The sequence below is a fragment of the Nocardia sp. CA-107356 genome, from assembly GCF_050946365.1.
Lineage (GTDB): Bacteria > Actinomycetota > Actinomycetes > Mycobacteriales > Mycobacteriaceae > Nocardia.
This window is the reverse complement of record NZ_CP191992.1, coordinates 6,226,542-6,250,758: the sequence shown is the minus strand read 5'-3', so window position 1 is coordinate 6,250,758 and position 24,217 is coordinate 6,226,542. Positions and strand designations below refer to the sequence as shown.

General features: G+C 65.4%; 21 protein-coding genes. 19 read left to right on the top strand and 2 right to left on the bottom strand.

Annotated features, from left to right (window positions below; translation table 11 throughout):
- Window positions 1-29: 29 nt before the first annotated feature.
- The 6 genes from coaBC (at window position 30) to ACQP1G_RS28310 (ending at window position 7,483) form a co-directional block, all read left to right on the top strand.
- Window positions 30-1,253: a bifunctional phosphopantothenoylcysteine decarboxylase/phosphopantothenate--cysteine ligase CoaBC gene (gene coaBC / locus ACQP1G_RS28335; protein ID WP_433192607.1), complete on the top strand. Its 1,224-nt coding sequence runs from the start codon at window positions 30-32 to the stop codon at window positions 1,251-1,253.
- Between the two features lie 286 nt (window positions 1,254-1,539).
- A complete protein-coding gene (gene metK / locus ACQP1G_RS28330) occupies window positions 1,540-2,751 on the top strand; it encodes a methionine adenosyltransferase (protein WP_433192606.1) in 1,212 nt (403 codons plus the stop codon).
- Between the two features lie 70 nt (window positions 2,752-2,821).
- Window positions 2,822-5,560: a hypothetical protein gene (locus ACQP1G_RS28325; protein ID WP_433192605.1), complete on the top strand. Its 2,739-nt coding sequence runs from the start codon at window positions 2,822-2,824 to the stop codon at window positions 5,558-5,560.
- A gap of 94 nt (window positions 5,561-5,654) precedes the next feature.
- On the top strand, window positions 5,655-6,065 hold the full coding sequence (locus ACQP1G_RS28320) for an SSI family serine proteinase inhibitor (RefSeq protein WP_433192604.1): 411 nt from the start codon (window positions 5,655-5,657) through the stop codon (window positions 6,063-6,065).
- Window positions 6,066-6,179: 114 nt separating this feature from the next.
- The gene (locus ACQP1G_RS28315; RefSeq protein ID WP_433192603.1) at window positions 6,180-6,785 is read left to right on the top strand and encodes a TetR/AcrR family transcriptional regulator; all 606 of its coding nucleotides are present in this window, start codon (window positions 6,180-6,182) and stop codon (window positions 6,783-6,785) included.
- The gene (locus ACQP1G_RS28310; RefSeq protein ID WP_433192602.1) at window positions 6,782-7,483 is read left to right on the top strand and encodes a YqeB family protein; all 702 of its coding nucleotides are present in this window, start codon (window positions 6,782-6,784) and stop codon (window positions 7,481-7,483) included. Before ACQP1G_RS28315 ends, ACQP1G_RS28310 begins: the two co-directional genes overlap by 4 nt.
- Here ACQP1G_RS28310 and ACQP1G_RS28305 read toward each other — a convergent pair.
- Window positions 7,480-8,322 carry an NAD(P)H-binding protein gene (locus ACQP1G_RS28305; RefSeq protein ID WP_433192601.1) on the bottom strand — a complete coding sequence of 281 codons (843 nt, stop codon included), beginning with the start codon at window positions 8,320-8,322 and terminating at the stop codon, window positions 7,480-7,482. The two genes, ACQP1G_RS28310 and ACQP1G_RS28305, sit on opposite strands and share 4 nt — an antisense overlap.
- A 74-nt stretch (window positions 8,323-8,396) precedes the next feature.
- Here ACQP1G_RS28305 and ACQP1G_RS28300 point away from each other — a divergent pair, with 74 nt between their 5' ends.
- From ACQP1G_RS28300 to ACQP1G_RS28290, 3 genes are all read left to right on the top strand, one after another.
- Entirely contained in the window at window positions 8,397-8,987 is a 591-nt protein-coding gene (locus ACQP1G_RS28300; protein ID WP_433192600.1) for a TetR/AcrR family transcriptional regulator, read from the top strand.
- Window positions 8,988-9,229: 242 nt separating this feature from the next.
- The gene (locus ACQP1G_RS28295; protein WP_433192599.1) at window positions 9,230-9,886 is read left to right on the top strand and encodes a PadR family transcriptional regulator; all 657 of its coding nucleotides are present in this window, start codon (window positions 9,230-9,232) and stop codon (window positions 9,884-9,886) included.
- A 62-nt stretch (window positions 9,887-9,948) separates the two neighbouring features.
- A complete protein-coding gene (locus ACQP1G_RS28290; protein ID WP_433192598.1) occupies window positions 9,949-10,998 on the top strand; it encodes an esterase/lipase family protein in 1,050 nt (349 codons plus the stop codon).
- A 120-nt stretch (window positions 10,999-11,118) separates the two neighbouring features.
- On the opposite strand, the gene ACQP1G_RS28285 is transcribed toward ACQP1G_RS28290, so the two are convergent.
- Window positions 11,119-13,857: a LuxR C-terminal-related transcriptional regulator gene (locus tag ACQP1G_RS28285; protein ID WP_433192597.1), complete on the bottom strand. Its 2,739-nt coding sequence runs from the start codon at window positions 13,855-13,857 to the stop codon at window positions 11,119-11,121.
- Window positions 13,858-14,332: 475 nt separating this feature from the next.
- On the opposite strand from ACQP1G_RS28285, the gene ACQP1G_RS28280 reads away from it, so the two are divergent.
- From ACQP1G_RS28280 to ACQP1G_RS28235, 10 genes are all read left to right on the top strand, one after another.
- Entirely contained in the window at window positions 14,333-14,572 is a 240-nt protein-coding gene (locus ACQP1G_RS28280; protein ID WP_433192596.1) for a hypothetical protein, read from the top strand.
- Window positions 14,562-15,659 carry an alpha/beta hydrolase gene (locus ACQP1G_RS28275; protein WP_433192595.1) on the top strand — a complete coding sequence of 366 codons (1,098 nt, stop codon included), beginning with the start codon at window positions 14,562-14,564 and terminating at the stop codon, window positions 15,657-15,659. Before ACQP1G_RS28280 ends, ACQP1G_RS28275 begins: the two co-directional genes overlap by 11 nt.
- Window positions 15,656-16,546 carry an alpha/beta fold hydrolase gene (locus ACQP1G_RS28270; protein WP_433192594.1) on the top strand — a complete coding sequence of 297 codons (891 nt, stop codon included), beginning with the start codon at window positions 15,656-15,658 and terminating at the stop codon, window positions 16,544-16,546. The genes ACQP1G_RS28275 and ACQP1G_RS28270 overlap by 4 nt, the downstream gene beginning before the upstream one ends.
- Window positions 16,547-16,725: 179 nt before the next feature.
- Window positions 16,726-17,772 (top strand): alpha/beta hydrolase, encoded by a 1,047-nt coding sequence (locus tag ACQP1G_RS28265; RefSeq protein WP_433192593.1) that lies wholly within the window; start codon window positions 16,726-16,728, stop codon window positions 17,770-17,772.
- A 292-nt stretch (window positions 17,773-18,064) separates the two neighbouring features.
- Window positions 18,065-18,709 carry an anthrone oxygenase family protein gene (locus tag ACQP1G_RS28260; RefSeq protein WP_433192592.1) on the top strand — a complete coding sequence of 215 codons (645 nt, stop codon included), beginning with the start codon at window positions 18,065-18,067 and terminating at the stop codon, window positions 18,707-18,709.
- A gap of 681 nt (window positions 18,710-19,390) precedes the next feature.
- Window positions 19,391-19,996, top strand: a complete 606-nt coding sequence (locus ACQP1G_RS28255) for a hemerythrin domain-containing protein (protein WP_433192591.1) — start codon at window positions 19,391-19,393, stop codon at window positions 19,994-19,996.
- Between the two features lie 90 nt (window positions 19,997-20,086).
- Window positions 20,087-20,719: an MspA family porin gene (locus ACQP1G_RS28250; protein WP_433192590.1), complete on the top strand. Its 633-nt coding sequence runs from the start codon at window positions 20,087-20,089 to the stop codon at window positions 20,717-20,719.
- A 547-nt stretch (window positions 20,720-21,266) separates the two neighbouring features.
- Complete coding sequence (locus ACQP1G_RS28245) at window positions 21,267-22,199, top strand: haloalkane dehalogenase (RefSeq protein WP_433208875.1); 933 nt, start codon at window positions 21,267-21,269, stop codon at window positions 22,197-22,199.
- A 224-nt stretch (window positions 22,200-22,423) separates the two neighbouring features.
- Entirely contained in the window at window positions 22,424-22,915 is a 492-nt protein-coding gene (locus ACQP1G_RS28240; RefSeq protein ID WP_433192589.1) for a MarR family transcriptional regulator, read from the top strand.
- Between the two features lie 602 nt (window positions 22,916-23,517).
- Complete coding sequence (locus tag ACQP1G_RS28235) at window positions 23,518-24,207, top strand: TetR/AcrR family transcriptional regulator C-terminal domain-containing protein (protein WP_433192588.1); 690 nt, start codon at window positions 23,518-23,520, stop codon at window positions 24,205-24,207.
- Window positions 24,208-24,217 lie beyond the last annotated feature (10 nt).

Genomic DNA, 24,217 nt, shown 5'->3' with positions numbered 1-24,217 from the left:
TAGGCGGGGATCAGCCCACCGGAGGGGTAGTGACCACACGGATCGTCGTCGGCGTCGGCGGCGGAATCGCCGCTTATAAGGCTTGCTCGATCGTGCGCCGGTTCACCGAGACCGGGCATCAGGTTCGGGTGATCCCCACCGAGTCGGCGCTACAGTTCGTCGGCAAGGCAACTTTCGAAGCGCTGTCCGGGAACCCGGTGCACACCGATGTGTTCACCGATGTGCCCGAGGTGCCGCATGTGCGGTTGGGCCAGGAGGCGGACCTGGTGGTCATCGCCCCGGCGACCGCCGATCTGATGGCGCGCGCCGCACAGGGCCGCGCCGACGATCTACTCACCGCCACGCTGCTGACGGCCCGATGTCCGGTGTTGTTCGCGCCCGCGATGCATACCGAGATGTGGGAGCATCCGGCCACCATCACCAATGTCGCGACGCTGCGTGCGCACGGTGCGATCGTCATGGAACCCGCGTCGGGCCGGTTGACCGGTGCCGATACCGGTCCCGGCCGGTTGCCCGAGCCCGAGGAGATCTTCGGGCTCGCGACGCTGCTGCTGGAACGCGCCGACGCCATCCCGCGTGATCTGGCGGGCCGCCGCGTGGTGATCACCGCGGGCGGCACCAGGGAACCGCTGGATCCGGTGCGTTTCCTGGGTAATCGCAGCTCCGGCAAGCAGGGCTACGCGTTGGCTCGGGTGGCCGCGCAGCGCGGTGCCCACGTGACGTTGATCGCGGGCAATACGATCGAGATGGCCGCACCCGCCGCTGTCGACCTGGTGCACATCACCACCGCCGAACAGCTCAAGACCGCCGTCGAGAAGCATGCGCTCGGTGCGGACGCGGTGATCATGGCCGCCGCCGTCGCCGACTTCCGGCCGACAACGGTTGCTGCGGCCAAGATCAAAAAGGGCGCGCACGAGCCCGACGTGATCCCGCTGACCAAGACCGACGATATTCTCGCCGGGCTGGTCCAGGCGCGACGCGACGGTCAACTGCCCGGTACCGCGATCGTCGGCTTCGCCGCCGAGACCGGTGACGAGCAGGGCGATGTGCTCACGCACGCGCGGGCCAAACTGGCACGCAAGGGCTGTGATCTGCTGGTCGTCAACGCGGTCGGCGAGGGCAAGGCGTTCGAGGTCGATACCAACGACGGCTGGCTACTCGGTGCCGACGGCACCGAACAGGCGCTCGACCACGGGTCGAAGGCGTTGCTCGCGAGCCGGGTGCTGGACGCACTCGGTCCGCTGTTGCGCTGAGACCCGTTGCGTCGCTTGGAATGACGCGAACCGTGCACTTTGGGTGGATACTGCGCCGATGCGTGGTTAGGCTGGTTGTCGACCGCAACCCGGACTGGTCGACGTGTTGGAGGCTGGAGCCCCGGCCCGACACGTTGACGGAATCAATAGTCTGAGACAGTTGCCTGTCGTCAGCTCCATCGCGTCGGTGGTTTGGAATAGTCTGAGATGAAGGATTGTGAGGTTAACGCATCGCGTTGCCGTCGCAATTCGATATGAGTAACCCGTTGAGGGAGAGGGAAGAACTGTGCCCACGTCTGGCAGCCGCCTTTTCACCAGTGAGTCCGTGACCGAAGGTCATCCGGACAAGATCTGTGACGCCATCAGCGATTCCATCCTCGACGCGCTGCTCGCGGAAGATCCGCGCAGCCGGGTCGCGGTGGAAACACTCGTGACCACCGGTCAGGTTCATGTCGCGGGGGAGGTCACCACCTCGGCCTACGCGGATATTCCGAAGATCGTCCGCGAAAAGGTCCTGGAAATCGGATATGACTCGTCCGCAAAGGGATTCGACGGCAATTCCTGTGGTGTGAATATCGCGATCGGCGCGCAGTCGCCGGATATCGCGCAGGGCGTGGACACCTCGCACGAGGCGCGCACGGCCGGATCTCATGACGAGATCGAGCGCCAAGGCGCGGGTGACCAGGGCCTGATGTTCGGCTATGCGAACACCGACACGCCCGAGTTGATGCCGCTGCCGATCTCGCTGGCGCACCGGCTGTCGCGTCGGTTGACCGAGGTCCGCAAGTCCGGTGTGCTGCCGTACCTGCGTCCCGACGGCAAGACCCAGGTCACCATCGAATACGACGGCGACCGTCCGGTCCGCCTCGATACGATCGTCATCTCCACCCAGCACGCCGCCGATATCGACCTGGACAACCTGCTCGCCCCCGATATCCGCGAGAAGGTCGTCGACGTGGTCTTGGGCGACTTGGATGTGCCCACCCTTGATGTGTCCGATATTCGGCTGCTGGTGAACCCGACCGGCAAGTTCGTGCTCGGCGGCCCGATGGGCGACGCGGGCCTGACCGGCCGCAAGATCATCGTCGACACCTACGGCGGCATGGCCCGCCACGGCGGCGGCGCGTTCTCCGGTAAGGATCCGTCGAAGGTGGACCGCTCGGCCGCCTACGCCATGCGCTGGGTCGCGAAGAATGTCGTCGCGGCCGGACTCGCCGACCGCGTCGAGGTTCAGGTCGCCTACGCCATCGGTAAGGCCGCACCGGTCGGTCTGTTCGTCGAGACCTTCGGCACCGAGAAGGTCGACCCGACGCGCATTGCCACAGCCATCACCGAAGTCTTCGACCTGCGGCCCGGCGCGATCATCCGCGACCTCGACCTGCTGCGGCCGATCTACGCGCCGACCGCCGCGTACGGCCACTTCGGCCGCACCGATATCGACCTCCCCTGGGAACACACCGACCGGGCGGACAAGCTGCGCGCGGCCGTCGGCCTGTAGGTACATCGGGGCCCGCGTGCACCAACCCACAGCGGACCTCTCCGCCATGGCTCCCGCCGGCGCCGGAGCCATGGCGACGCACGATTCGACAGCAGCGGGACACCCGATCGCACGGGTGCTCCCGCTGTTGTCGCCTGCGCACCTGGACCGTGACTTCGACTACGTCGTGCCTCCGGAGTTGGACGAAATCGCCCAGCCCGGCGTCCGAGTCCGGGTCCGCTTCGCGGGCCGCCTCGTCGACGGCTATATCCTGGCCCGCCTGTCCCACAGCGACCACACCGGCAAGATGGTCGAACTCGAGCGCGTGGTTTCGTCCGAACGCGTCCTGACCCCGGAAATCCTGAAGCTGGCCACTGCCGTAGCCGCCCGCTACGCGGGCACCCGCGCGGACGTCCTGCGCCTGGCCATCCCGCCCCGGCACGCCCGCACCGAGAACGGCGGCTCGAAGAAATCGGCTGAATCCGAAGAGCCACCGGATGATTCGACCGAGTCGGCCGACGGCGGTGCGGGCACGTCTGTGAGTCGAACAGCCCAAGCGCCCACACCTTCGCGCGGTCGAGCTGTCACATCCGGCACCTGGCGCGCCCCGCTCGATAGCGATCTCGCCGACAATTCCGCGGCGGAACGGGTTGCATTCGTGGCTGATGCACCATCCGCCGCTGCCCGACCCGATGCTCCGGTAGTTGGCGATCCGCATAGGGCATCGTTTGTGTCGGGATCGCTGGATATGCCGAATGACTCGGCAGCGGCGCCCGCCGATTCCGTCGATCCTGCCCGAACTCCGAATGTCACTGCGGCGGTGGCTGATTCGCCTGACGTGCGGACGGCAGGCGCTTCCGTGGTGCGGGCCGACTCTGTCGAATCCGCTGCATCCGTGGATGCGGCGGGGGTGGTCGACGTCGCTGGCGATCGGCCCGATACCGCTCCGGCGGCATCGCGATACACCGATCACGCGACGGCTGCCGGTGCCGGATCGGTGTCGCCGCCAACGGATTCCGTCGGATCGGTGGCGAACTCGGATGTCGCGACGTCGCGTATGCAGGCCGGTGCCGACTCTGTCGCTACCACTGGTGCAAGCGGGGATGCGGAGCCGGAGGGCGGGGGCCTACCAGCGGGTTTGCCTGGTGCCGTTGCGGCCGAATCCGCGAGGTCGGTGAATGTCGCTGCGGCGTTGACTGATTCGGGTGACATGCCGGACGGGGTGGATGTCGGTCCGTGGGAGCGGTATGTCCATGGGGCGGCGTTCGTATCAGCATTGGGGCAGGGAAAGGGGGTGCGGGCGGGTTGGCAGGCGGTGCCGGGGGAGGATTGGGCGCGGCGGTTGGCGGAGTTGGCCGCGGTGGTGGCGGGGCAGGGGCGCAGTGCGATTCTGATGGTGCCGGATCAGCGGGATCTGGATCGGGTGCTGGCGGAATGTGTTCGGCTGGTGGGGGATTCGGCGGTCGGGTTGGCTGCGGGGTTGGGTCCTGCCGCGCGGTATCGGCGGTGGTTGGCCGCGTTGCGAGGGACGGCGCGGGTGATCGTGGGGACGCGCAGTGCGGTGTTCGCGCCCGCCGCTGATCTCGGGTTGATCGCGATCTGGGATGACGGGGACGACACCTATGCCGAGCCGCGGGCGCCGTATCCGCATGCGCGCGAGGTCGCGATGCTGCGGGCGCACGAGAACGGGGCGGCGTTCGTGGCGGCCGGATTCGCGCGGACGGCGGAGATCCAGGCGGTGGTCGATTCGGGGTGGGCGCATGATCTGGTCGCCGATCGGGCTGTGGTGCGCAAGGTTTCCCCGCGCATCAGTGCTCCGGGTGACTCCGATATCGCGATGGAACGCGATCCCGTCGCGCGGGCGGTGCGCATCCCCGCTGTGGGATATGCCGCCGCGCGATCGGCACTCAAAGAGGGGGCTGCGGTATTGGTGCAGGTGCCGCGGCGCGGGTACATTCCGGCGCTCGCCTGCGCGAAATGCCGAACGCCAGCACGATGTCGGCATTGCAACGGCCCACTTGCCCTGCCGGATGGGCGAGCCGGGCACCGCGGCGAGACCGCGCACAGTCCTGCGTGCCGGTGGTGTGGTATCACCGAGGCCGCATTCCGTTGTCCCGCTTGTGCTTCCAGGGCGCTGCGCGCAGTGGTGATCGGTGCGGCCCGCACCGCGGAGGAACTCGGCCGCGCATTTCCCGGTGTGCCCATCCGCGGGTCGAGCGGCGGCGCGATCCTCGATACGGTGGAACCCGGCCCCCAGGTGATCGTCGCGACCGTCGGCGCCGAACCGGTGCTGCCCGGCGGCTACGGTGTCGCCCTGCTGCTCGACGGTTGGGCGCTGCTCAGCCGCGCCGACCTGCGGGCCGCCGAGGACACGCTGCGCCGCTGGATGTCGGCCGCCACCCTGGTCCGCACCCACGGCCAGGTCATCGTGATGGCCGAACCTTCGCTGCCGACCGTTCAGGCATTGCTGCGCTGGGATCCGGTCGGCCATGCCCGCGCCGAGGTGGCCGGCCGCGCCGAAGTCGGCTTTCCGCCTGCCGTCCGCATCGCCGCCATCGATGGCACATCCGATTCCATCGCCGAATTGCTCTCCGCGGCAAAGCTTCCGGAGAACGTCGACCTCCTGGGCCCAGTACCGCTCCCGCCCGGGGCCCGCAAACCCTTCGACAGCGGCGATACGCCTGCCGACGTCGAACGTATGCTCCTGCGCGTGCACCGTACTTCCGGCGCCGCCCTGGCCCGCGCCCTCACCGCCGCCCAGGCCATCCGCAGCACCCACCGCTCCGACGCCCCCCTCCGCGTCCAAATCGATCCAGTCGATATCGGCTGACGCTCGGCCCGCTGTTCACAGCGCAAATAATCGCGCCGTGCCGACTTGTGGTGGTCGATCGTGGTGGGGTGCGTGCTGTGGTTGAGTGGGACGAATGATCAGCAACTCGCTTCGTACCATCGCGACCATCTGCCTTGCGCTTGCCGCCGCCGGACTATCGCCGGCACCCGCCGGCGCGGATCCTGGGCTGTCCGAGTTATCGCTGAGCGTCAGTAAGGGGGAGGCGCAGAGTCCTGGCGCAGAGCAGGTCACGCTGACTTGTGATCCGGCGGCCGGCAGTCACCCAGCGGCGAGCGAGGCGTGCGCGGCGCTGGCGACCGCGGGCGGCACTTTCGACAAGCTCGTCGGTGATCCCGGCGTCCGCTGCATGAAGATCTACGCCCCGGTGACCGCGACCGCCGCCGGGACGTGGCGCGGCCGAAACTTCCAGTGGCAGAAGACCTTCGGCAACAGCTGTGAGTTGCGTGCCGCCACCACCCCGGTCTTCGATTTCGTCACCGGCTGACCGACCTTCGGCGGGCCGCGCTCCCTCACGGCAGTCCCAGCCTCGCTTGACGGGGCTGGCCCGCGCTCGCGGTAATTCTTTAACTGGCTGATTAATTAATGATAGACTCGAAGCATGGCCCGCACCGTCGATCCGCAGCGCGTCGCCGAAAGGCGCACCGCCATAACGCATGCCGCGGCCGGGCTGTTCGCGACGCAGGGGTACGAGCGCACCACGGCCGCGCAGATCGCCCGCAAGGCGGGACTCACCTCGGGCAGCGTGTTCTATTACTTCCAGGACAAGGCCGCGGTCTTCCGATCGATCTTCGAACTGTCGATTCCCGAGCACACCGAACTCATTTCCCGGCATATCGATCGCACCGATTGCCTCGCCGCGATCCTCGATATCGTCGACGCGCTCGCCGGTGAGGTGCTCGATCCGGCCGCACCGGGGCTCATGGTGGAACTGTTGCGACGGATCGAGCACGACGAAGAACTCCTCGCGGTCGCCATGGAGGATGCGCGCCTCAGTGCGGCGGGGCTCACGACGCTGCTCGAGCGCGGCATCGACCAGGGCCGCATTGATTCCGGATTCGATCCCGAGGAGACCGCGCGCTGGATCCTGTCGATCATCGATGCGGCCTTCCTCAATGCCGATCCGGATCGTCCGCACGATCCGCGACCGCTGGTGCGCGCCACCGTCTCCCGCCTCTTACGCCCTATCGGATCGGATGACCGATGACCACCACATCCGCACCCACGGTGCTGCGTTTCTCCACCGTCTGGCTCTGGCTGTTCGGCCTCGGCGGGCTCGCCCTGGGTTGCGGGATCGGATTCGCCGTCCCGTTCGTCGGCCAGTGGCTGGTGGATACCGTGCACGAGATTCCCGGCCCGCTGCGCATCGCCATGACGGTGCCGCGCATCTGGCTGGTTCCGATCACCACAGTGATCGGTGCGCTTGCTGGGCTGGCCCTGTTCGGCACCGCGAGAAACGAGAGCTTGGCCCTCACCGTTGCCGGCGATCACGTCGAACTCGCCCAGAACGGGCGCGAACAGTATGTATCGCGCGCCGAGATCGCCGCCGTCTTCCGCGAGCACGGGGACTTGGTCGTCACCGATCGAAATCGACTGCGGCTGGCCCGTTTTCGCGCAACCGACCTGCGCGCCCGCGCCATCGAACAAGCCTTCCGCGACCACGGCTACCCCTGGCTCGAGCAGAACGACCCGTATGGTGCGGACTTCACCCGCTGGGTCGATGGACTGCCGGAAACCGGCGCCGATATCGATACCCTGATGCGGTCCAGGCGGCGGGCAATCGCCGACAAGAAGTCGCTCGAAGTCGAGGACCTCGACGATAAGCTGCTCGCCCTCGGCGTCGACGTACGAGATCGCAAGGGCGAGCAGCAGATCCGGATCGGCGGACAGTCGAGCAGGGGCTAGCCGAAGACCGCCCGGTTGCGTCGCGCCCATTCGGCATACGACGTCGCGGGTCGCCCGAGCACAGCTTCGATATCGCCGCTGACCTGCTGCTCGGCCGGCGTCGGTGTGCCGAGGATGTCGAGCGTGCCGTCGGCCACGTCGGCGGGCATGAACCGCAACATGCCGGAACGCGCCTGCTCGCGGGTCAATTCGACGAACCGCAGCGAGGTACCGAGCGCGGCCTCGACGGCCTGGGCCTGTTCGCGCGGGCTGATGGCGGCGGGTCCGGTCAGTTCGTAGACACGGCCGGAATGATCGGTACGCAATACGGTCGCCGCGACCTCGGCGATATCGACGGGGTCGATCGCGGGCAGGGCGATATCGGCGAAGGGTGCGGCGATCAGCTGCTCGGCCCGGATCGACTCGATCCACGCGTAGGTATTGGAGAAGAATCCGGTGGGCCGCAGAATCGTCCAGTCCAGGTCGGACTGCTGCAGCGCCGACTCGAAGGCATGCAGTCGGGCGTGCGAGGCGAGTCCGGGCCGGGTGCCGGTTGCCTGGGACGACAGCAGCACCAACTTCTTGATTCCGCCGGCCGCGGCGACCTCGACGAACCGCGCCGGATCAGGTCCGGTTACCAGTTGCGGTCCGGTGAGGAGCAGGAAGAGCGCATCGGCGTTTTCGATTGCGGGGGAGAGACTTTCAGGGTCGGCGAGATCGGCTTGCCGATGCTGGACGCCGTCCGGCAATGCGATGTCCTGATTTCCGCGGGATACGGCGATCACCTGTTCGTCCGCGGTGACGAGGTGCTGCACGAGGGTGCGTCCGATATTGCCGGTCGCTCCGGTCACTACGATCACGTTCACTCCTGAGTTAGTTGGCTGACTTAAATGACCGTAGCCGATGAGCTACCGGATTGTCTATAGTTAGTTGTATGACTAACTCAGTCGAAGGACGGCGCACGCTGCCCAAGGCGGGCAAGCGGGAACGCCTCGCCGGAGCGGCCGCCCAGGTGTTCCATGAACAGGGCGTCGAGAAGACGACGATCGCCGATATAGCGCGCGCGGCCGAGGTCCCCGTCGGCAACGTGTATTACTACTTCAAGACCAAGGATCAGCTGGTCGAGGCGGCACTGGGCGCGCACGGGCAGACGCTGCAGGTGTTGATCGCCGCGCTCGAGCAGTACGACGAGCCGCGGGAGCGCCTGAAGGCGCTGGTGCGCGGTTGGGTCGACCAGCGTGACCGTGCCGCGCAATTCGGTTGCCCCACTGGCAGTTTGGCCTCGGAACTGGGTAAACGTGGTGACGGGCTGGAGCGGGCTTCAGCGGCGAGTATCCGCAGCTTGCTCGACTGGATCGAACAGCAGTTCACGGCAATGGGGCGTGCGGATGCGGGAGAGCTCGCCGTTGCGCTGTTCGCGGCATATCAGGGGATCTCGTTGCTCACCAATGCCTTCCGCGATCCGGAGCTCATGGTGGCCGAGGGGCTCCGGTTGGAGCGCTGGATCGATTCGCTGGCGCAATAACGGTTTCCATCGGTGTGCGCATGGTGGGTCCGATCTCGTTGGTGACTTGCTCCATGGCTACGCCTCGCTCAGGTGACAAGTCACTACCGACGCCTTCCGATCGGGCCGCGCATCGACTGATGTGCGGCCCGATCACATTGGAGCGACTAGTTGGTTCGTGTCACCCATCACTCTTGCGCGCGATGCATTGCCGATATATCGTCGATAATGTGAGATACACGCGAGAGCCCAAGGAGGCTGACATGGAAAACATCGAATACGGAGAATTCAGAGGTCGTGGCCGCTGGCGGAAGCCGGGTCATGACGAGGGCGACGCGAGTCGTCGGCAGCATCGCCGCGGCGGGCGGCACGGTTTCGGGCCCGAGTTCGGACCGGGCCTCGGCCCTGGTTTCGGACCCGGCTTCGGTCCCGGTTTCGGACGTGGGCGCGGTCGCGGCGGCCGGGGCAGGCGCGGTGACGTGCGTGCGGCGGTGCTGTTGCTGCTCACCGAGCGTCCGATGCACGGCTACGAACTGATCCAGCAGATCAGGGAGCGAAGCGACGATGTTTGGCGCCCTAGTCCGGGATCCATCTACCCGGCGCTCGCACAGCTCGAGGACGAGGGTTTGGTGCTCATCGAGAAGGTCGCCGGTCGCAAGACCGCGAAGCTCACCGACGCGGGCGCGGCCTACGTGACCGAGCATCGTGACGACCTCGGCGATCCCTGGGCGGATGTCAAGGAGGACGTCGGTACTCAGGCGATGGATCTGCGTGGGCTCATCGGACAGTTGATGGGTGCGGCCGCTCAGGTCGCCGCGGCGGGTACGCCGCAGCAGGCGACCCGGGCCGCGGAGGTGCTCACCGAGGCGCGCAAATCGCTATACCGCATTCTCGCCGAGGATGACGCCCCCGAAAAGTAATGGCGGTGTGAAACACCGCGTGAGCGTGCACTTTTCGAGTCGATCGGGTACATCATTGTGATATGGAACAGCCGATTGGTTCGTGGGGTTGGGGTACATCACAGTTCCGGCGTGTGGTGGCGGCCGGTATCTTGGCCGGAGCCGTCGTTTTCGGCTCCGGCGCCGCGCCGATCGTGAGCGCGGAACCGGTCGGAACCGCGCCGGTGAGTGCGGAAATCGTCGGATACCGTCCGCCGGATATACCAACCCGACCCGGCCCCGCCCAACCGGACCATCTGGCCGCCGCGACCTATCAGAAGACGCACAAGAACGCGGTCCCGGTCGGTGTCAACAACTTCGACTGCAAGCCGACCGCTGAACATCCCCGTCCGGTCGTCCTGGCGCACGGCACCGATTCCACTGCCTACTCCGACTGGTCGGCCATCGGGCCGCAGATTTCGGCGCTCGGCTTCTGCGTCTTCGCCCTCAACTATGGCGGCGCGCCCGGCAAGGACACCTACGGCACGGAGGACATCGTGATGAGCGCCTACCAGGTCGGTGCGTTCGTCGACCAGGTGCTGGCCGCCGCCGGTGCCACACAGGTCGATATCGTCGGATTCTCCCAGGGCGCCAATGTCACTCGCTACTACGTCAACAGGCTCGGCGGTGCGCCGAAGATCGGTCAGTGGATCGGTCTGGCGTCCCCGAGCTACGGCGGGGTGATGTACGGACTGGTGCCGGCGGCGGAGGCGATTCCGGGTGCGCTGCAGGCATTCTCGATGGTGACCTCGCTCGCGGCGGTGCAGCAGGCGCAGGGGTCGCCGGTGATGGTCGAACTCAATGCGGGCGGTGACACCGTGCCCGGCCCGCATTACGTGACCGTCGGCAGCCGGGTCGACGAGATGATCCAGCCGTTCAGCAATATCGCGCTGCACGGCTCGAGCGTGCAGAACATCGCGCTGCAGGATCTGTGCGCGGTCGACCAGACCGGTCACTTCCACATGGTCTACGACCCGTTCGTGCAGGAGTTGCTGCTGCAGACGCTGGATCCTGTGCATGCGCCCGCACCGACGTGCCGCGCGGTGCCGCTGGGCACCGGCATTCCCGAGGTGATCATCGCCGGACATTCCTGACCCCGCGGTTCGGGACGGCCGGGCGGAGGTATCGACGCTCCGCCCGGCTCCCGGGCGTAGAAGCGAAAATCGCAGGCCTGCACTTCCATTGAGGTGCCTCTGTGTAGGTGGAGCGCTGCTCTAGCGAATCAAACCTAGTTGGCGCGCCCGGGCGACAGCCTCGGTGCGGTTGACGGCACCGAGCTTGCCGAAGATGTGGGTTATGTGTTTCTTGACGGTGTCGACACTGACTACCAACTCGTCGGCGATCCGCCGGTTCGATCTGCCTGCGACCAGCAGACCCAGTACGTCGCGCTCACGGGCGGTCAGTTGCTCGACCAGGCCCGGCGCCATTGCCGCGGCACTCGACCCGGAATCTTGGACGAGGTGCTCCTGGCTGAGCGCTTGCAACACCCGGGCCAGGTATCCGAGGGGCACGCCGCGGGCGGCGTGTTCTGCCCGCTGGGCCGCGATCAGTCGGCGGAGTAGCACACCCATTGGGGCACCCTCGTCGGCGAAAACCCGAACATAGCTGTGGGGGTAGGCGAGTGTGAGCGCATTGGCCAGTGCGTCCACAGCGTTGTTCTCCGCACCCCGAGCGGCGAGGGCCAGCGCCTGTAGCGCCTGGATCTCGATGATGCTCCCGACACGGCCTCGGGTGGCCGCCGCCGCGAGCATTTTCTCCAAGAGTGCAAGTGCCGGGCCGGGCAAGTCTTGCGCGAGCAGCAACCGGGCCAGCACCAGATACTCGGGCTCCCGGGAATAGTCCGGCTCGTCCTCCGCGCTCAGGTCGCGTTCCTTCGTCCAATGGGCCGCCGCGACGATATCGCCCTGTGCGAGGTGCAACCGCGCCCGTTGCGCTGGAACAGGATTGAACTGGTCGGCCATGGCTGTACCCGATGTGAGCTGCTCGGCCTCGCCGATCGCTGCCATGGCCCCGGTCGGGTCACCCTTGGCCCGCCGGATCCACGCCAGTGTCGCCAGCCCTGCGGCCAGCGGCTGAGTGTAGGTCAGCTGCCGGCAGTGTGCGATGCCCTCGGTTACGTCCCGGAGGGCGGCATCGAGTTCGCCTCGCTGGTAGGCCACCTCCGCCATGCCCACGTACCCCATGCCAGCAGTCGACAGAGTCGGCACACCGGGTGGTGCGGTGATCTCGACTGCCTGCTGGTAGGCGCCCAGTGCTGCGTCCAGGCGGCCTTGGGCGCGCCGCACTTGGCCGAGGTGGTAGTAACCCCGAACAGCCAGGGAACGCTCGTCCGCCGCCTGCCACTGGGTGATGCTCGAGGTGAATGCCTGCTCGGCTTCTTCGAGCCTGCCGCGCAGCCATTCGGCCAAGCCCAGTTGCCACCAGGTTACGGACTCCAGCATCCACTCGTCCTCGCCGAGTTCGGCCAGTGCCCGTGCGGCGAACGCGGCCGTTGCCTCGGCATCGCCGTGCAGATAGGCGAGCCAGGCATGAGCGAGTGCGATCGCTGCGGGGACGTTCGCCAGCCAGCTCGCGGCCCTGCCGACCGACGGCTCGAACGGCTCTTCACCAGCGTCTGCAGGCGTCCGCTGGACAGCGTCGAGCCGCGGCCCAGCCGCGTCCGAGTTGCTGCCCACGAGTGCCATCCACGCCTGTGCCAGGCACAGACGGGGCCTTGACTGGATGAGCTCGGCGGGCAGTTCGGAAAGCCAACGATGCACCGTTGCCTGCTCGCCCTGACGGAAGATCCCGTCGAAGTACCGTTCGATCATCCGCGCAGCCCAGGCTGTGTCGTCCGCACGTAATGCGTGGTGTACGGCCTCGTCGGCGAGCCCATGCGCCGCACACCAGGCTGCCGCGTTTCGGTGCAGTGCTGAGGCCTGTCCGGGCTGTTCGTGCTGCAATCGGGCGCGGAGCAACTCGGCAAACAGATGGTGATAGCGCCACCAGCCGCGTACCTCATCCAGCGGCACGAGGAACAGGCCAGCCAGCTCAATCCCTTCCAGCATCTCCTGGCCATCCGCCCGGCCGGTGACGGCATCACAGAGCTCCCCGCTGAGGCGCTCGAGCACGGAGGTCTGCAGCAGGAACCCGCGTACCTGCTCGCTCAGTTGCTCGAGTACCTCCCCTGCCAGGTAGTCCAGGATGTAGCGGTGGCTGCCGCTGAACGCCGCTGCGAACTGGGCGGGATCCGCCTGGCTTCGCAGCGAGAGGCCGGCCAACTGCAGGCCGGCTGCCCATCCCTCGGTGCGGGTGGTAAGCATCGTTACTGCCGCGTCGGGCAAGCCGCCGCCAGTCGCTCCACGCAGCAGCGCTGCCGCTTCGTCCGGTGCGAAGCGGAGCTCGTCGGCGCGCAGCTCAGCCAGCTGACCTCGGGCCCGCAACCGCGCCAGCGGCAGCGGCGGGTCGGACCGGCTGGCCAGTACCAGCCGCAGACCTGTCGGCAGGTGCTCCAGCAGAAACGTCAGCGCGGCGTGAACCGCCTGCGCATCAATCAGGTGGTAGTCGTCGAGGACCAGCAGTACCTCTTCCTCACCAGACCGGGCGTCCAGCGCATTGATCAGCGCCGTCACCAGTCCTTCGAACGAGGTCGGGGCGGGCGGGCCCGGCAGCGGGCCGACCCGCTCGCCGATTCCCGGGCGCGCCCGATCGAGCGCCGCAACCACGTGCCGCCAAAACCGCGCCGGGTCATTGTCTGCCGCATCAAGCGACAGCCAGGCAACCGGTCGTGGGCCATTTCGAGCCCATTCGGCCAGCATGCCCGTCTTGCCGAACCCTGCCGGGGCGCAGACCAGAACCAGCCCCTGTTTCAGATCTGCGTCGAGCCGACCGACGAGCCGCGGGCGGGGCACGAAGCCCAGGCGTAGCCCGGGCACACGCAATTTGGTGGCTAGCAGCGCATCCTGCTCGGACATGACACCTCGGAACGGGTAAGCCGCGGGCGGCTCAGCCGTCGACAACCTACCGCTCAGCACGTCCAGCGATGGTTAGCTCGGTTGCTGGCTGGGCCCATTGTAATGGCGGGCGAATCAGGCGCTCCGGCTGCGAGATCGCCTGGCATATGCGGCAACCAGAGAATACTGCGCTGCCCTGGTACCACTTTCGGGCCGGACGCGTCTGCGGAGATTCCACCTGCATATCCACCTTTGGGTGACGCGCCGGTCCGGGGGGCGTTCGTAGCGTATTCGGTGACTGAAATGCCCATCAGCAGAAGGAATCGGCAATGGATGCGCTCAGGCTCGAGCAGTACACGACCTGTCCCGCAGGTATCGGAGAAACGCTCATTACGCGTAACGCCTTGCCCCTTGGCATGGCCGCCGTCCTCGGGCTCTTCGAGCAGCAGCGCCGTTGCGGCCGGGCACTGGTTCTCCGCCAGGACCGTGAGCGGGTGTGAAGGGCTCGGGATGGCCGGCGCATTACGAGATCCGCGTCGATGGCGTCCTCGACGACCGGTGGGCCGACTGGTTCGGCGGACTGCAGGTCAACGCCGAGGTCACTCAGACCGCCATCTTTGGCCTGATTGCTGATCAACCCGCGTTGCACGGTGTTCTGACCAAAGTCCGCGACCTCGGGCTGTGTCTGGTCTCGGTGCGTCGGCTGAGCCCCGACGAAGCCAGGGATGGTGCGTAGCAATCTTGGGGCAACGCCAAGGCCCATGCCCTCGACCAGCCCGACACGATCGGCCATCCCGTCGCCAGCCAATAGCCATACCGATCAGCACCCAACAATCAGAACAGGACAGCCTCAAATGACCGAACAAGACACGTCCGAGTCCGTCGAACGGGAGAAGGTTCGATTCGTCAGCGGCGACACTATATGTGCCGCCTGGCACTATCCGGGAACCAACGGCGCTTGCGTGATCATGGCAGGCGGGTTCGGGGTACCCAAGGAGCCGGCCACCGACCAGTTCGCGAAGCGATTCAACGATGCGGGGTTTGCGGTACTCGCCTTCGACTACCGCTGCGTCGGTGAGAGCGAAGGGCAGCCGCGCCTCGCGTTTTCGGCCAGAAACCAGCTCAACGATTGGCAGGCCGCGATCGACTTCGCCCGGACTCTGCCGGGAGTCGATCCGACCAAACTCGCAATCTGGGGGTTCTCCGCCACCGGCGGTCACATCTTTCGGGTCGCGGCGCGCAACCCGCAGCTCGGCGCGGCAATCGCACAGACACCGAACCCCGACGGTCCGGCCCTGAGCCGCAACGCCATGCGCCACCAGAAGCCACTGGCGATGCTACGTTTCACCGGCCTGGGCGTTCTCGACGCCCTCGGTAGTCTCGTGGGGCGTCCACCGCGATTGGTGCCGCTCGTCGGAAAGCCCGGGACCGTCGCGATGCTCACGACGCCGGACGGAATCGACACCGGACTCGCACTGCGTTCGCACATGTATCCGGACTGGCAGCAGATGATCGCTGCCCGTACCGCGCTTCGCTTCACTCTCTATCAGCCTGGCCGTGCCGCCTCCCAGGTGCAGTCGCCGCTACTTGTCATGGTCTGTGACCACGATCAGACGTCGCTCGTCAAGCCATCTGTGAAGGCGGCGAGCCGCGCTCCACGCGGGGAGGTCGTCGAAATATCCGGTCCCCACTACGCCCCGTTCTTGGATAAGCACGAGCAGGCCGTCGAAGCGCAGTTGTCCTTCCTGCACCGGCACCTGTTCGATCATCCGGCAGCGGATCACTCCGGCATCTCCCATGCCTCGCAGGGGCGAAAGGTATGAAGCAGATCGAGCTGTCCGCGGGGACTATCGACTACCGAGACACCGGCGGTGACGGCCCCACGATTGTGCTGCTGCACGGATTGATGATGGACGCTTCGCTGTGGGACGGACCAATTGCCGAACTGTCCGCCGACCACCGATGCGTGGCGCCGACATTGCCGCTCGGCGCGCATCGGCACGGGATGCACGCCGACGCCGACCTGTCTTTGCCTGCGATAGCCCAGCTGGTCGCGGAATTCCTCGACCGCCTCGACCTGTATGACGTGACCCTCGTCGGCAATGACACCGGCGGCGCGCTTGTCCAGCTACTGATGGGCGATGGCACCGCCCTTGCGGGACAACGCGTGGGGCGGGTCGTACTCGTCTCGTGCGAGGCGTTCGACAACTTCCCGCCCGGGCTGACCGGCAAGCTGCTCATGCTCACCGGCAAGCTCTCGCCAGCGTTGTTCGGGCTATTCATGCAGCAAATGCGGTTCCGGATACTCCGGCACAGCCCGCTCGCGTTCGGGTGGCTGACCAAACGCGGAGACGCGACGGTCGCCGGTTGGATGGAGCCGATCTTGACTCAGCCGGAGATCCGCCGCGACGCAGTGCGAATGCTGCGAGCCGCGGCGGCAGATACGAGCTTCTTGCTCGCCTCGGCCGAGTATCTGCCGAGCTTCGACCGCCCGGCCCTCGTGGTTTGGGCGGAGGACGACCGCGTAATGCCACCCGAACATGGCAGACGCCTCGCCGAATTCCTCCCGCGCGCACAGTTGATCGAGATAGCAGATAGTTACACTCTCATCCCACTCGACCAACCAGCAAGACTCGCCCGGGTCATCCGGGAGTTCGCTGACCCATCCCGCACAACCGAGCCGTCGCGCGGACCATCCCGGTCAGCGTGACTCGCCATGCCGGTCGGGACAATGTGGACAGGTTTCGGGTATTCACTCGTTCGACGTGGTTCGGTATCCCGATCTCGTTGGGACACAACGGTTTGGGCGCAGTGCGTGAGCGAAACAGCCATGGGTCGAGCTCTATCTCGATGCGGCGATGGCGGCAGAGGTGATGACGCTGGTTCGCGGTGAACGTGTCGTCGACGCCGGGGCTCGGCGGGGCCATTTGCCGCCCAAAATACTATCAGACGCATATAATATTGAATTCACATTATTTGACCGCTCTCCCGCATCGGTTGAGCATCAACGAATCTGAAGGGAAGACCGCAGTGCGGAAATCCGTTATGCGAAAGAAAGTTCACTTTCACAGCCGTGGTGTCGAATGCGCCGCGTGGTATTACCCGAGCCAGAACGGGACATGCGTCATCATGGCCGGAGGGCTGGGCGTCACCAAAGAACCCGCTGCGGACCGGTTCGCGGATCGGCTCCACAAAGCCGGTCATGGCGTGCTGACTTTCGATTACCGCAATTTCGGCGAAAGCGGCGGCACACAACGCCAACTCGCCCGTTTCCGTGAGCAAGTCGCCGACTGGCAGGCTGTGATCGAATTCGCCCCCACTCTGCCCGGTGTAGACCCGGACAAGCTCGCAGCGTGGGGATACTCGTCCTCTGGCGGCCATATGTTCACCGTTGCGGCGCGCAATCCGCAACTTGCCGCCGCGATCGCCCATGCTCCGCTTACTGACGGTCCGAATGGGGCGCCGAACGCATTCCGGCACATGACACCGATCGCACTCACCCGGATCACCGCGCGAGCCATTGCCGACGCGATCGGCGGTGCCCTCGGCCGCGACCCGTTACTTGTGCCGCTGGCCGGCGAGCGCGGCTCTGTCGCTCTCCTGACCATTCCCGACGCTGGCAATAGCGCACCCGCGCTCAATCCGGGGAACAAATACCCGGATTGGCAACAGGAGGCAAGCGCGAGCGCATGGCTGCGCTTGGGCTCCTACCGCCCTGGGCGACACGCATCCGCCATTCGATGCCCGCTGCTGGTCATCGTGCACGATGAGGATGATGTGGCCCCCGCGGAACCAGCGGCCCGCGCGGCGCAGCAAGCTCCTCGCGGTGAAGTTGTCCGCCTCCCCGGCGGACACTACGGATCGTATTTGGATGCTTACGAGCAGGCCGTCGAAACCTTGCTTTCTTTCCTGGATCGACGTGTAGCCCACCCGTGACGACGCGGAAGGGTCGAATCCGCGGCCCAACCGGGCTGCGGGTCGCACCAGACTTCCTGATCGGGACCGTCTGCATGACGACCTTTGCGCGAGACGTGATAGCCGTTCTGGGGCAGTAGGAATACTTTGTCGGCGCGAGAAGTCCGCCTGCATTCGGTTTCGAGGTACGGGGCTTATGCATTCACCGAGTCGAACTATTGCCGCTGCATCGAGGTCCCTCTCGGTCGAGACCGGAGCGATGCCCCAAGCGATCTGGCGCATATATTATGAAATAGGTAAATTATGACCATAGGTGGAGAGTGTAGGGGGCCGGATCGCGGATCCGAACACCGGGCTGTCCGAAGTGATCGCCGTCGGTGTGATGACGCCGGCCTACTTCGGCGGCGAATATGGCTCCCACCCCGGCCGAGATCCGGAACGCCGGGGTTGCCCAGTAAGGAGTATCGGCATCATGGGTCCTGCCGCCAGGTTTGCTCGGTTCGCCGGGCCAGTGTTCACCGGTCTCTATGCAGGTTCTCTGCTCACCCTGCTGGTCCTCGAATTGGAGTTGCGGCGCTTCGACGGCTCGGTGTACACGCAGGTAGCGCAGATCAATCTCATCGGGATCCCGTGGCTTTCCGGTGCAACGTTGATTCCCGCGATGCTGTGCGCGGCGCTGTCGGTGGTCGTCACGATCCGGCGGCCGGGTACGGCCAAGTGGTGGGCGCTGTCCGCGTTGATGCTGTTGTTGACCGTGTTCGTTATCTCCTCGGCGATCAACGTTCAGATCACCGCGGCAGAAGGTAGATGGACCGTCGCGGCGCCGCCAGCGGACTGGGCCGTTCAACGAGATCACTGGCAGGTCGCACACGCGATCCGCACCATCGCCGCCACCGTCGCATTCGTATGTCTGAATGTTCTCGCGGTCTCGGGCCGTCGACAAACCGGTAAGGCGTGACCGGCTACGCCCATATTGGAGGCGCGAATCCGCATATGCGGCTCCCATATCTGGAACGTGTAGATGGCGAACGCAAAGTCGAACATCGTGCGAGCGGGCGAGGTGCGGTCCGCGACAGCATGATTCGCGCCCTCGCGACCGGGTGAGTGTGCAACTCGGAAGCATCGCCGAGATCGGTGATTCCCCGAGCCGCGACAGCCGAGAGGGTGATCTACGGATCCGATGTTCTTCCCACTGGGCCGTGTCTGATGCGGCCTTGTAGTGCCGTCATGTCCTCTGTTCGGACCCGCACCATGCGTCGACTAAGCCCGGGCGATCTATGCCGCACCGGCAGAGCAGCAGGGCCGGAATCGGCAGTGGGAGCACCTGTAGGCCGATCGTCCAGTGGCGAGCATCACTCCATAAAATACGTAAATCATATAGTCCCCATTTCAAAATAATTGATATGATTCTCGTGTCTTACGGTTCCCGGTGGTGACTCGTGTGAGCGATTCGCCGGGCGGAGGAGTCGCGATGACCGTTGCCATCCCGGTGGCCGGGCAATCGGTCGCTCAGGTGCGTCCATGCTGCTGGATCCGGGTGTCGGCGGTAACCGATTTCGAACGGCGACCTGCCCCACGGCGTTCGTCCCGTCGGAGCCGAAGAAGACGAATCTGCCCTGCGGTACTCGAAAGGTCTGTTATGCCCATTGATTTCGCCGTCATGTACGCGACGCACGATGCCTTCCGCCGCGACCTGAGCCGACTGGCCGCGGCCGCGGAGTCCGGTCTCGCCGACTCGCCTGGTGTCCGGGCCGGATGGGCGAATTTCAACCGTCAACTGCATGTTCATCACAGCGTCGAGGACGCCGCGCTATGGCCGCGCGTACTCGACGCGCTGCCCGGTCGCCCGCACGACCGGGCACTGATGGCGGATATGGAAGCCGAGCACGCGGCACTGGACCCAGCCCTGGCCGCAGTCGAGAAGGCGATGCGCCGACAGTCCGCCGATCTGCCGGAGAGCATCCACAAGCTGTCGGAGATTCTGGGCCAGCACATGGCACATGAGGAAAGCAGTGCATTGCCACTCATCCAGGAAGTCTTGACTCCGAAGGACTGGGATGCCTTCCGAGGCGCGATGGCCAGAAAACAGGGTCCATCGGGCGCCGCGGTCTATATCCCGTGGGTTCTCGATGACACAACGCCTGAACAGCGGCGTCGTTTCCTGGCCGCGATGCCGGGGCCGGTCGCCCTGATCAACCGGTTGCTGTGGGAACGCCGCTATCGCAACCAGCGATGGTGGCACTGACCCGGGAAAGCGACGTAGCCGACGGAAGACATTGGTTCCACTCTCGTAGGTCGGCGTTGGGCCGCCTACGGACGTTACGGAAGGACATTGATGAAGGGCTCGATTGCAGCGTTGCTGTCTGTATCGGTCGCCACGATATTCGGCACTTGCGCCACTGCTTCGGCGGATCCGATCGCGGACAAATCTCGCGCTGTCGGCACTGTGGACGGCTGGGAGCTGCAGATCACGAAAGTTGCGGAAAGTGTGGACAGGCAGCCGAATCTGGCTGATTCGCCGTTTACGCACGAGGGTTTCGTCAGCCTAACGGCGGCCGCTGATATCACCGGATCCGGGCGAACAGCGGTGAATTCCGGGACAGTACAGTTGGGGTATCAGTTGGGCTGTCAGGCCGATGTCACCAACGGTCTCACTGCCGGATTGGCCGCCATGGCAGGACCGAATGTGATGGTGACCGTCGCGCCCGCGCCGGGGGTCGCGGTCGGTGCCGGCGCACAGCTCATGCCGAGTTTGGCTGTGAATATCAAGCCCGGCACCATCACCTCTATTCCGCTCGGCACGAAGATGCTTGCTGGAGCGCACGGCTCGATCTCTGTCGATCAGGTGGAGATCAAGATCGACGGATGTCTCGGTCAGGTCAGTTTGCGTTCCTTCGCGATCGTCACGATATCCACGGCTACTGCCGATAGTTCGACAGCCGTTTACGGCGACCCGATGTGGTTGTGATGCGTACTCCGCGATTCTGGCAGGGCTGGATCCTGGCCTGGTGCGTTTCGGCATCGATGGTAGCGGCGTCCGGACATGCAGCTCCGATCGTCCCCGCGCCCCCGAACGTGACATGTGAGACCTCGGACTCGGCTACCGGATGCGACGCTCCTCTCACCGAGCAGCACGGTGATCCGGGCCCACGGTTGGATCCTGCGCCTGTTCCGCCCCCGGCGGTGCCAGCGCCGGGTCCCGGCGCCCCGGCCAGTCCGCCTGCCGCAGCACTGGTTCCGCTGTCGCCTGGACCCGGTGGCGACGTGCCGATCGTGCCGGCAAACGGCAACTGACCACGGTCGCGCCCCCGGACTCGACCGGGGGCGCGGCCAAGGCTGGAGCACCGTCGAGCGGATCGACCGGATGATCGAGATCAAGATCACTGCAAGCCGTCATGTTCTATGATGTTCATATAATATTATAAATGTATTAGATGTCATAGGGCATTGGCCGTATGACAGTGAGGAGCCTGACGATGGTCAACGCAATAGTTCGCGTGGGTGCTGCACGGACGATGTCGGTATTGCGTACGCCGGAATCACGATTCGAAGGCTTACCGGGCTATCCGTTTGCGCCGCACTACACCGAGATCGACGCGGGGGATGGCGTAGGCACGCGGCTGCGGGTCCACTATCTCGACGAACGCCCCGCTGACCCGGCACGAGAGTCTGGGGAGACAGTTCTGCTGCTACACGGCGAGCCGTCGTGGAGCTTCCTGTACCGGCACGTGATACCGCCACTGGTCAAGGCCGGGCATCGCTGCGTCGCGCCTGATCTCGTCGGGTTCGGCAAGTCGGACAAGCCCGCCGACCGTTTCGAGTACACGTATCAGAGCCACGTCGACTGGCTGGCCGAAACGGTCTTCGATCGCCTCGACCTCCGCGACATCACGATGGTGTGTCAAGACTGGGGCGGCCTGCTGGGGCTGCGCCTGGTGGGGGAGCATCAGGATCGGTTTCGACGCGTGGTTGCGACGAACACCTCATTTCCGACAGGCGACCAGGACCTCGGAGGCTCCTTCGCCCTGTGGCTGCAGCTCAGTCAGCGCTCGAATCCCTTCGATATCGGCCAAGTCGTCGACCGGGGAACCGTGAGTGATCTCGATCCGGCGGTCCTGGCGGCGTATAACGCTCCGTTTCCCGATGAGTCGTATCTGGCAGGCGCTCGCCAGTTTCCTCTACTGGTGCCCATTGCACCGTTCGACGAGGCGGCTCCGGCGAACCGCCTGGCGTGGGACGCGTTGGGAACCCTGCAGATCCCGTTCCTGTGCGCGTTCAGCGATAAGGATTACGGAGTCGGCGGTGGTGACCGGGTGTTTCGTGAGCACGTTCCTGGTGCGGCCGGGCAACCGCACGTGACCATCGCAAACGCCGGTCACTTTGTGCAGGAAGATCAGGGGGCCGCTCTGGCCGTTATCGTCGACGAATTCATTCGATCGACTCGCTGAATCGGTCGCGGGGTGCGCCGTCGTGGCCGTGGCGGAATCCGCCGGTCGATCGAGGCGTTCGGCGGTGACATGGCGGCGCATACACCGAATTGTGGTCTTGACATGGCGCCCGTTGACGATGTGAATTCGCCCGCCGTTCGGTCGGTTCTGCGCCCCGTTTCTATGTTTGTGCCAGGTCTGCGTATGATATGTAAGCCGTATAAACGTGGGCGAGGTGGCGCAAGATGAGTTCAGTAGCGGGTCGTGCTTCGACGCCGAGTAAGCGGAGGTTGACCGCTGACGTGCGGGAAGCGTTGCGTGACTTGAATATTCAGTTGTCGCTGCTCAATCGGAGGTTCGGTGGCCGGGTTGAGCTCAAGGATGTCGATTGGACGTGCCTGGATCTGATCAACCGATATGGCCCGCTGTCACCGACGGCGCTGGGGCGTCGCGCTGGGCTGCATCCTGCGACGATGACAGGGATCTTGGATCGATTGCAGAAGGGCGGGTGGATCGTGCGTGAGCGTGATCCAGAGTCCGCGGATCGTCGTGCGGTCACGTTGCATGCTGTGCGTGAGCGGAATGCCGAATTGTTCGAGTTGTTCTCCGGGATGAACAACCGCATGGATAAGTTGTGTGCTCGTTATTCGGTGGCCGAGCTCGAAGTGATCGCCGACTTCCTGCAGCGGACCGGCGCAGCGGGTCACGAGGCAGCCGAGGAGTTGGCTGAAGGCTGAGTGCAGCGGGTAATAGCTCTGCGGACGTCGCTGCGACGCGCTGAAGGGCGTGCTGTTTCGGCTGATGCCAGCTTCGTTTGTCGGCTTTCCCGGCCGTTCGGGCTGAATCTTCGGTTGAGTAGCGAGAGTCGAATGTCCAAGCGGTGCAATGCTTCTCGCGCGGGGTCGTGTAGCGCTACTTCTCTACCTCTATTTGTATGGCTTCCGCATCAGATGCGGCCGACGGCGGCGGGGGGTAGGGCACTTCTGCAAGTGGCAGAGGTGTCCACTCACGTTCGATCAGGCATGCTCGACCCGGAACGCTGCGATCCGAGTTGCCGCCGCGGCCACTCCGTCCGGAGTCGGGGTATCGGACAGCCCAGTGATCACGAAGCGCTTGCCGACGCTCTTCGGGCTCGTTGCAACCAGTTCGCGCAGCAGGGGCTGGCGTTGGGCAACTGGAATCTCGACAAGGCGAGCCTTTCGTCCTCGTGTGAGGGTGACAGTCTGCGGTCGTTACCGGGCAGCCCGGCGGAGGTATCGACACTCCGCCCGGCTCCGCTATCCATTGCGGACTGGACTTACGCTGTATGGGGAGAAGTCCGGAGAAAGGGTTTGCACAGGTGGCTGCCGAAGTCGAGTCTCGAATCCCGTTGAGCCGGATGCGAGTACTTTCGACGGCGATCGGCGTCGCCGACGAGCGTGGTATCGAATCGCTGACGATGCGTCGGTTGGCGGAATTGCTCGGCGTCGAGGCGATGTCGCTGTATCACCACGTGGCCAACAAAGAAGATGTGCTCGATGGCGTGGTCGACGTCATCGTGGGGGAGATCAACCAGATCGTGGCCAGCATTGATGCGCCCGCTGCCGGGGCCGCGTGGCAGCCGGCCGTGCGGCAGCGGATTCTGTCCGCCCGCGAGGTGCTGGTGCGACATCCGTGGGCGCCCGGTGTCTTCCAGACGCGGACCAATACGAGCCAGGCGGTCCTGCGCTACTACGACGGCCTGGTGGGGCTGATGCGCGAAGGCGGCTTCTCGCACGACCAGATCCACCACGCAATGCACGTGCTCGGCAGTCGGGCGCTGGGTTTCACCCAGGAGTTATTCGATCCCGGTGACGGACCCGTCGATGCGGAAGCCATGGCCGCGCTCGACGGATTGGCCGAGGCGCTCCCGAATCTGGTCGGGATGCTGCGGGAGGTCGCCCACGACGATCCGGACTCGACCTTGGGCTGGTGTGATGACCAGTTCGAATTCGAGTTCGCACTCGATCTGATTCTCGACGGCCTCGACCGTTTGCGTGAAACTGCCTGACCCGTAGCGA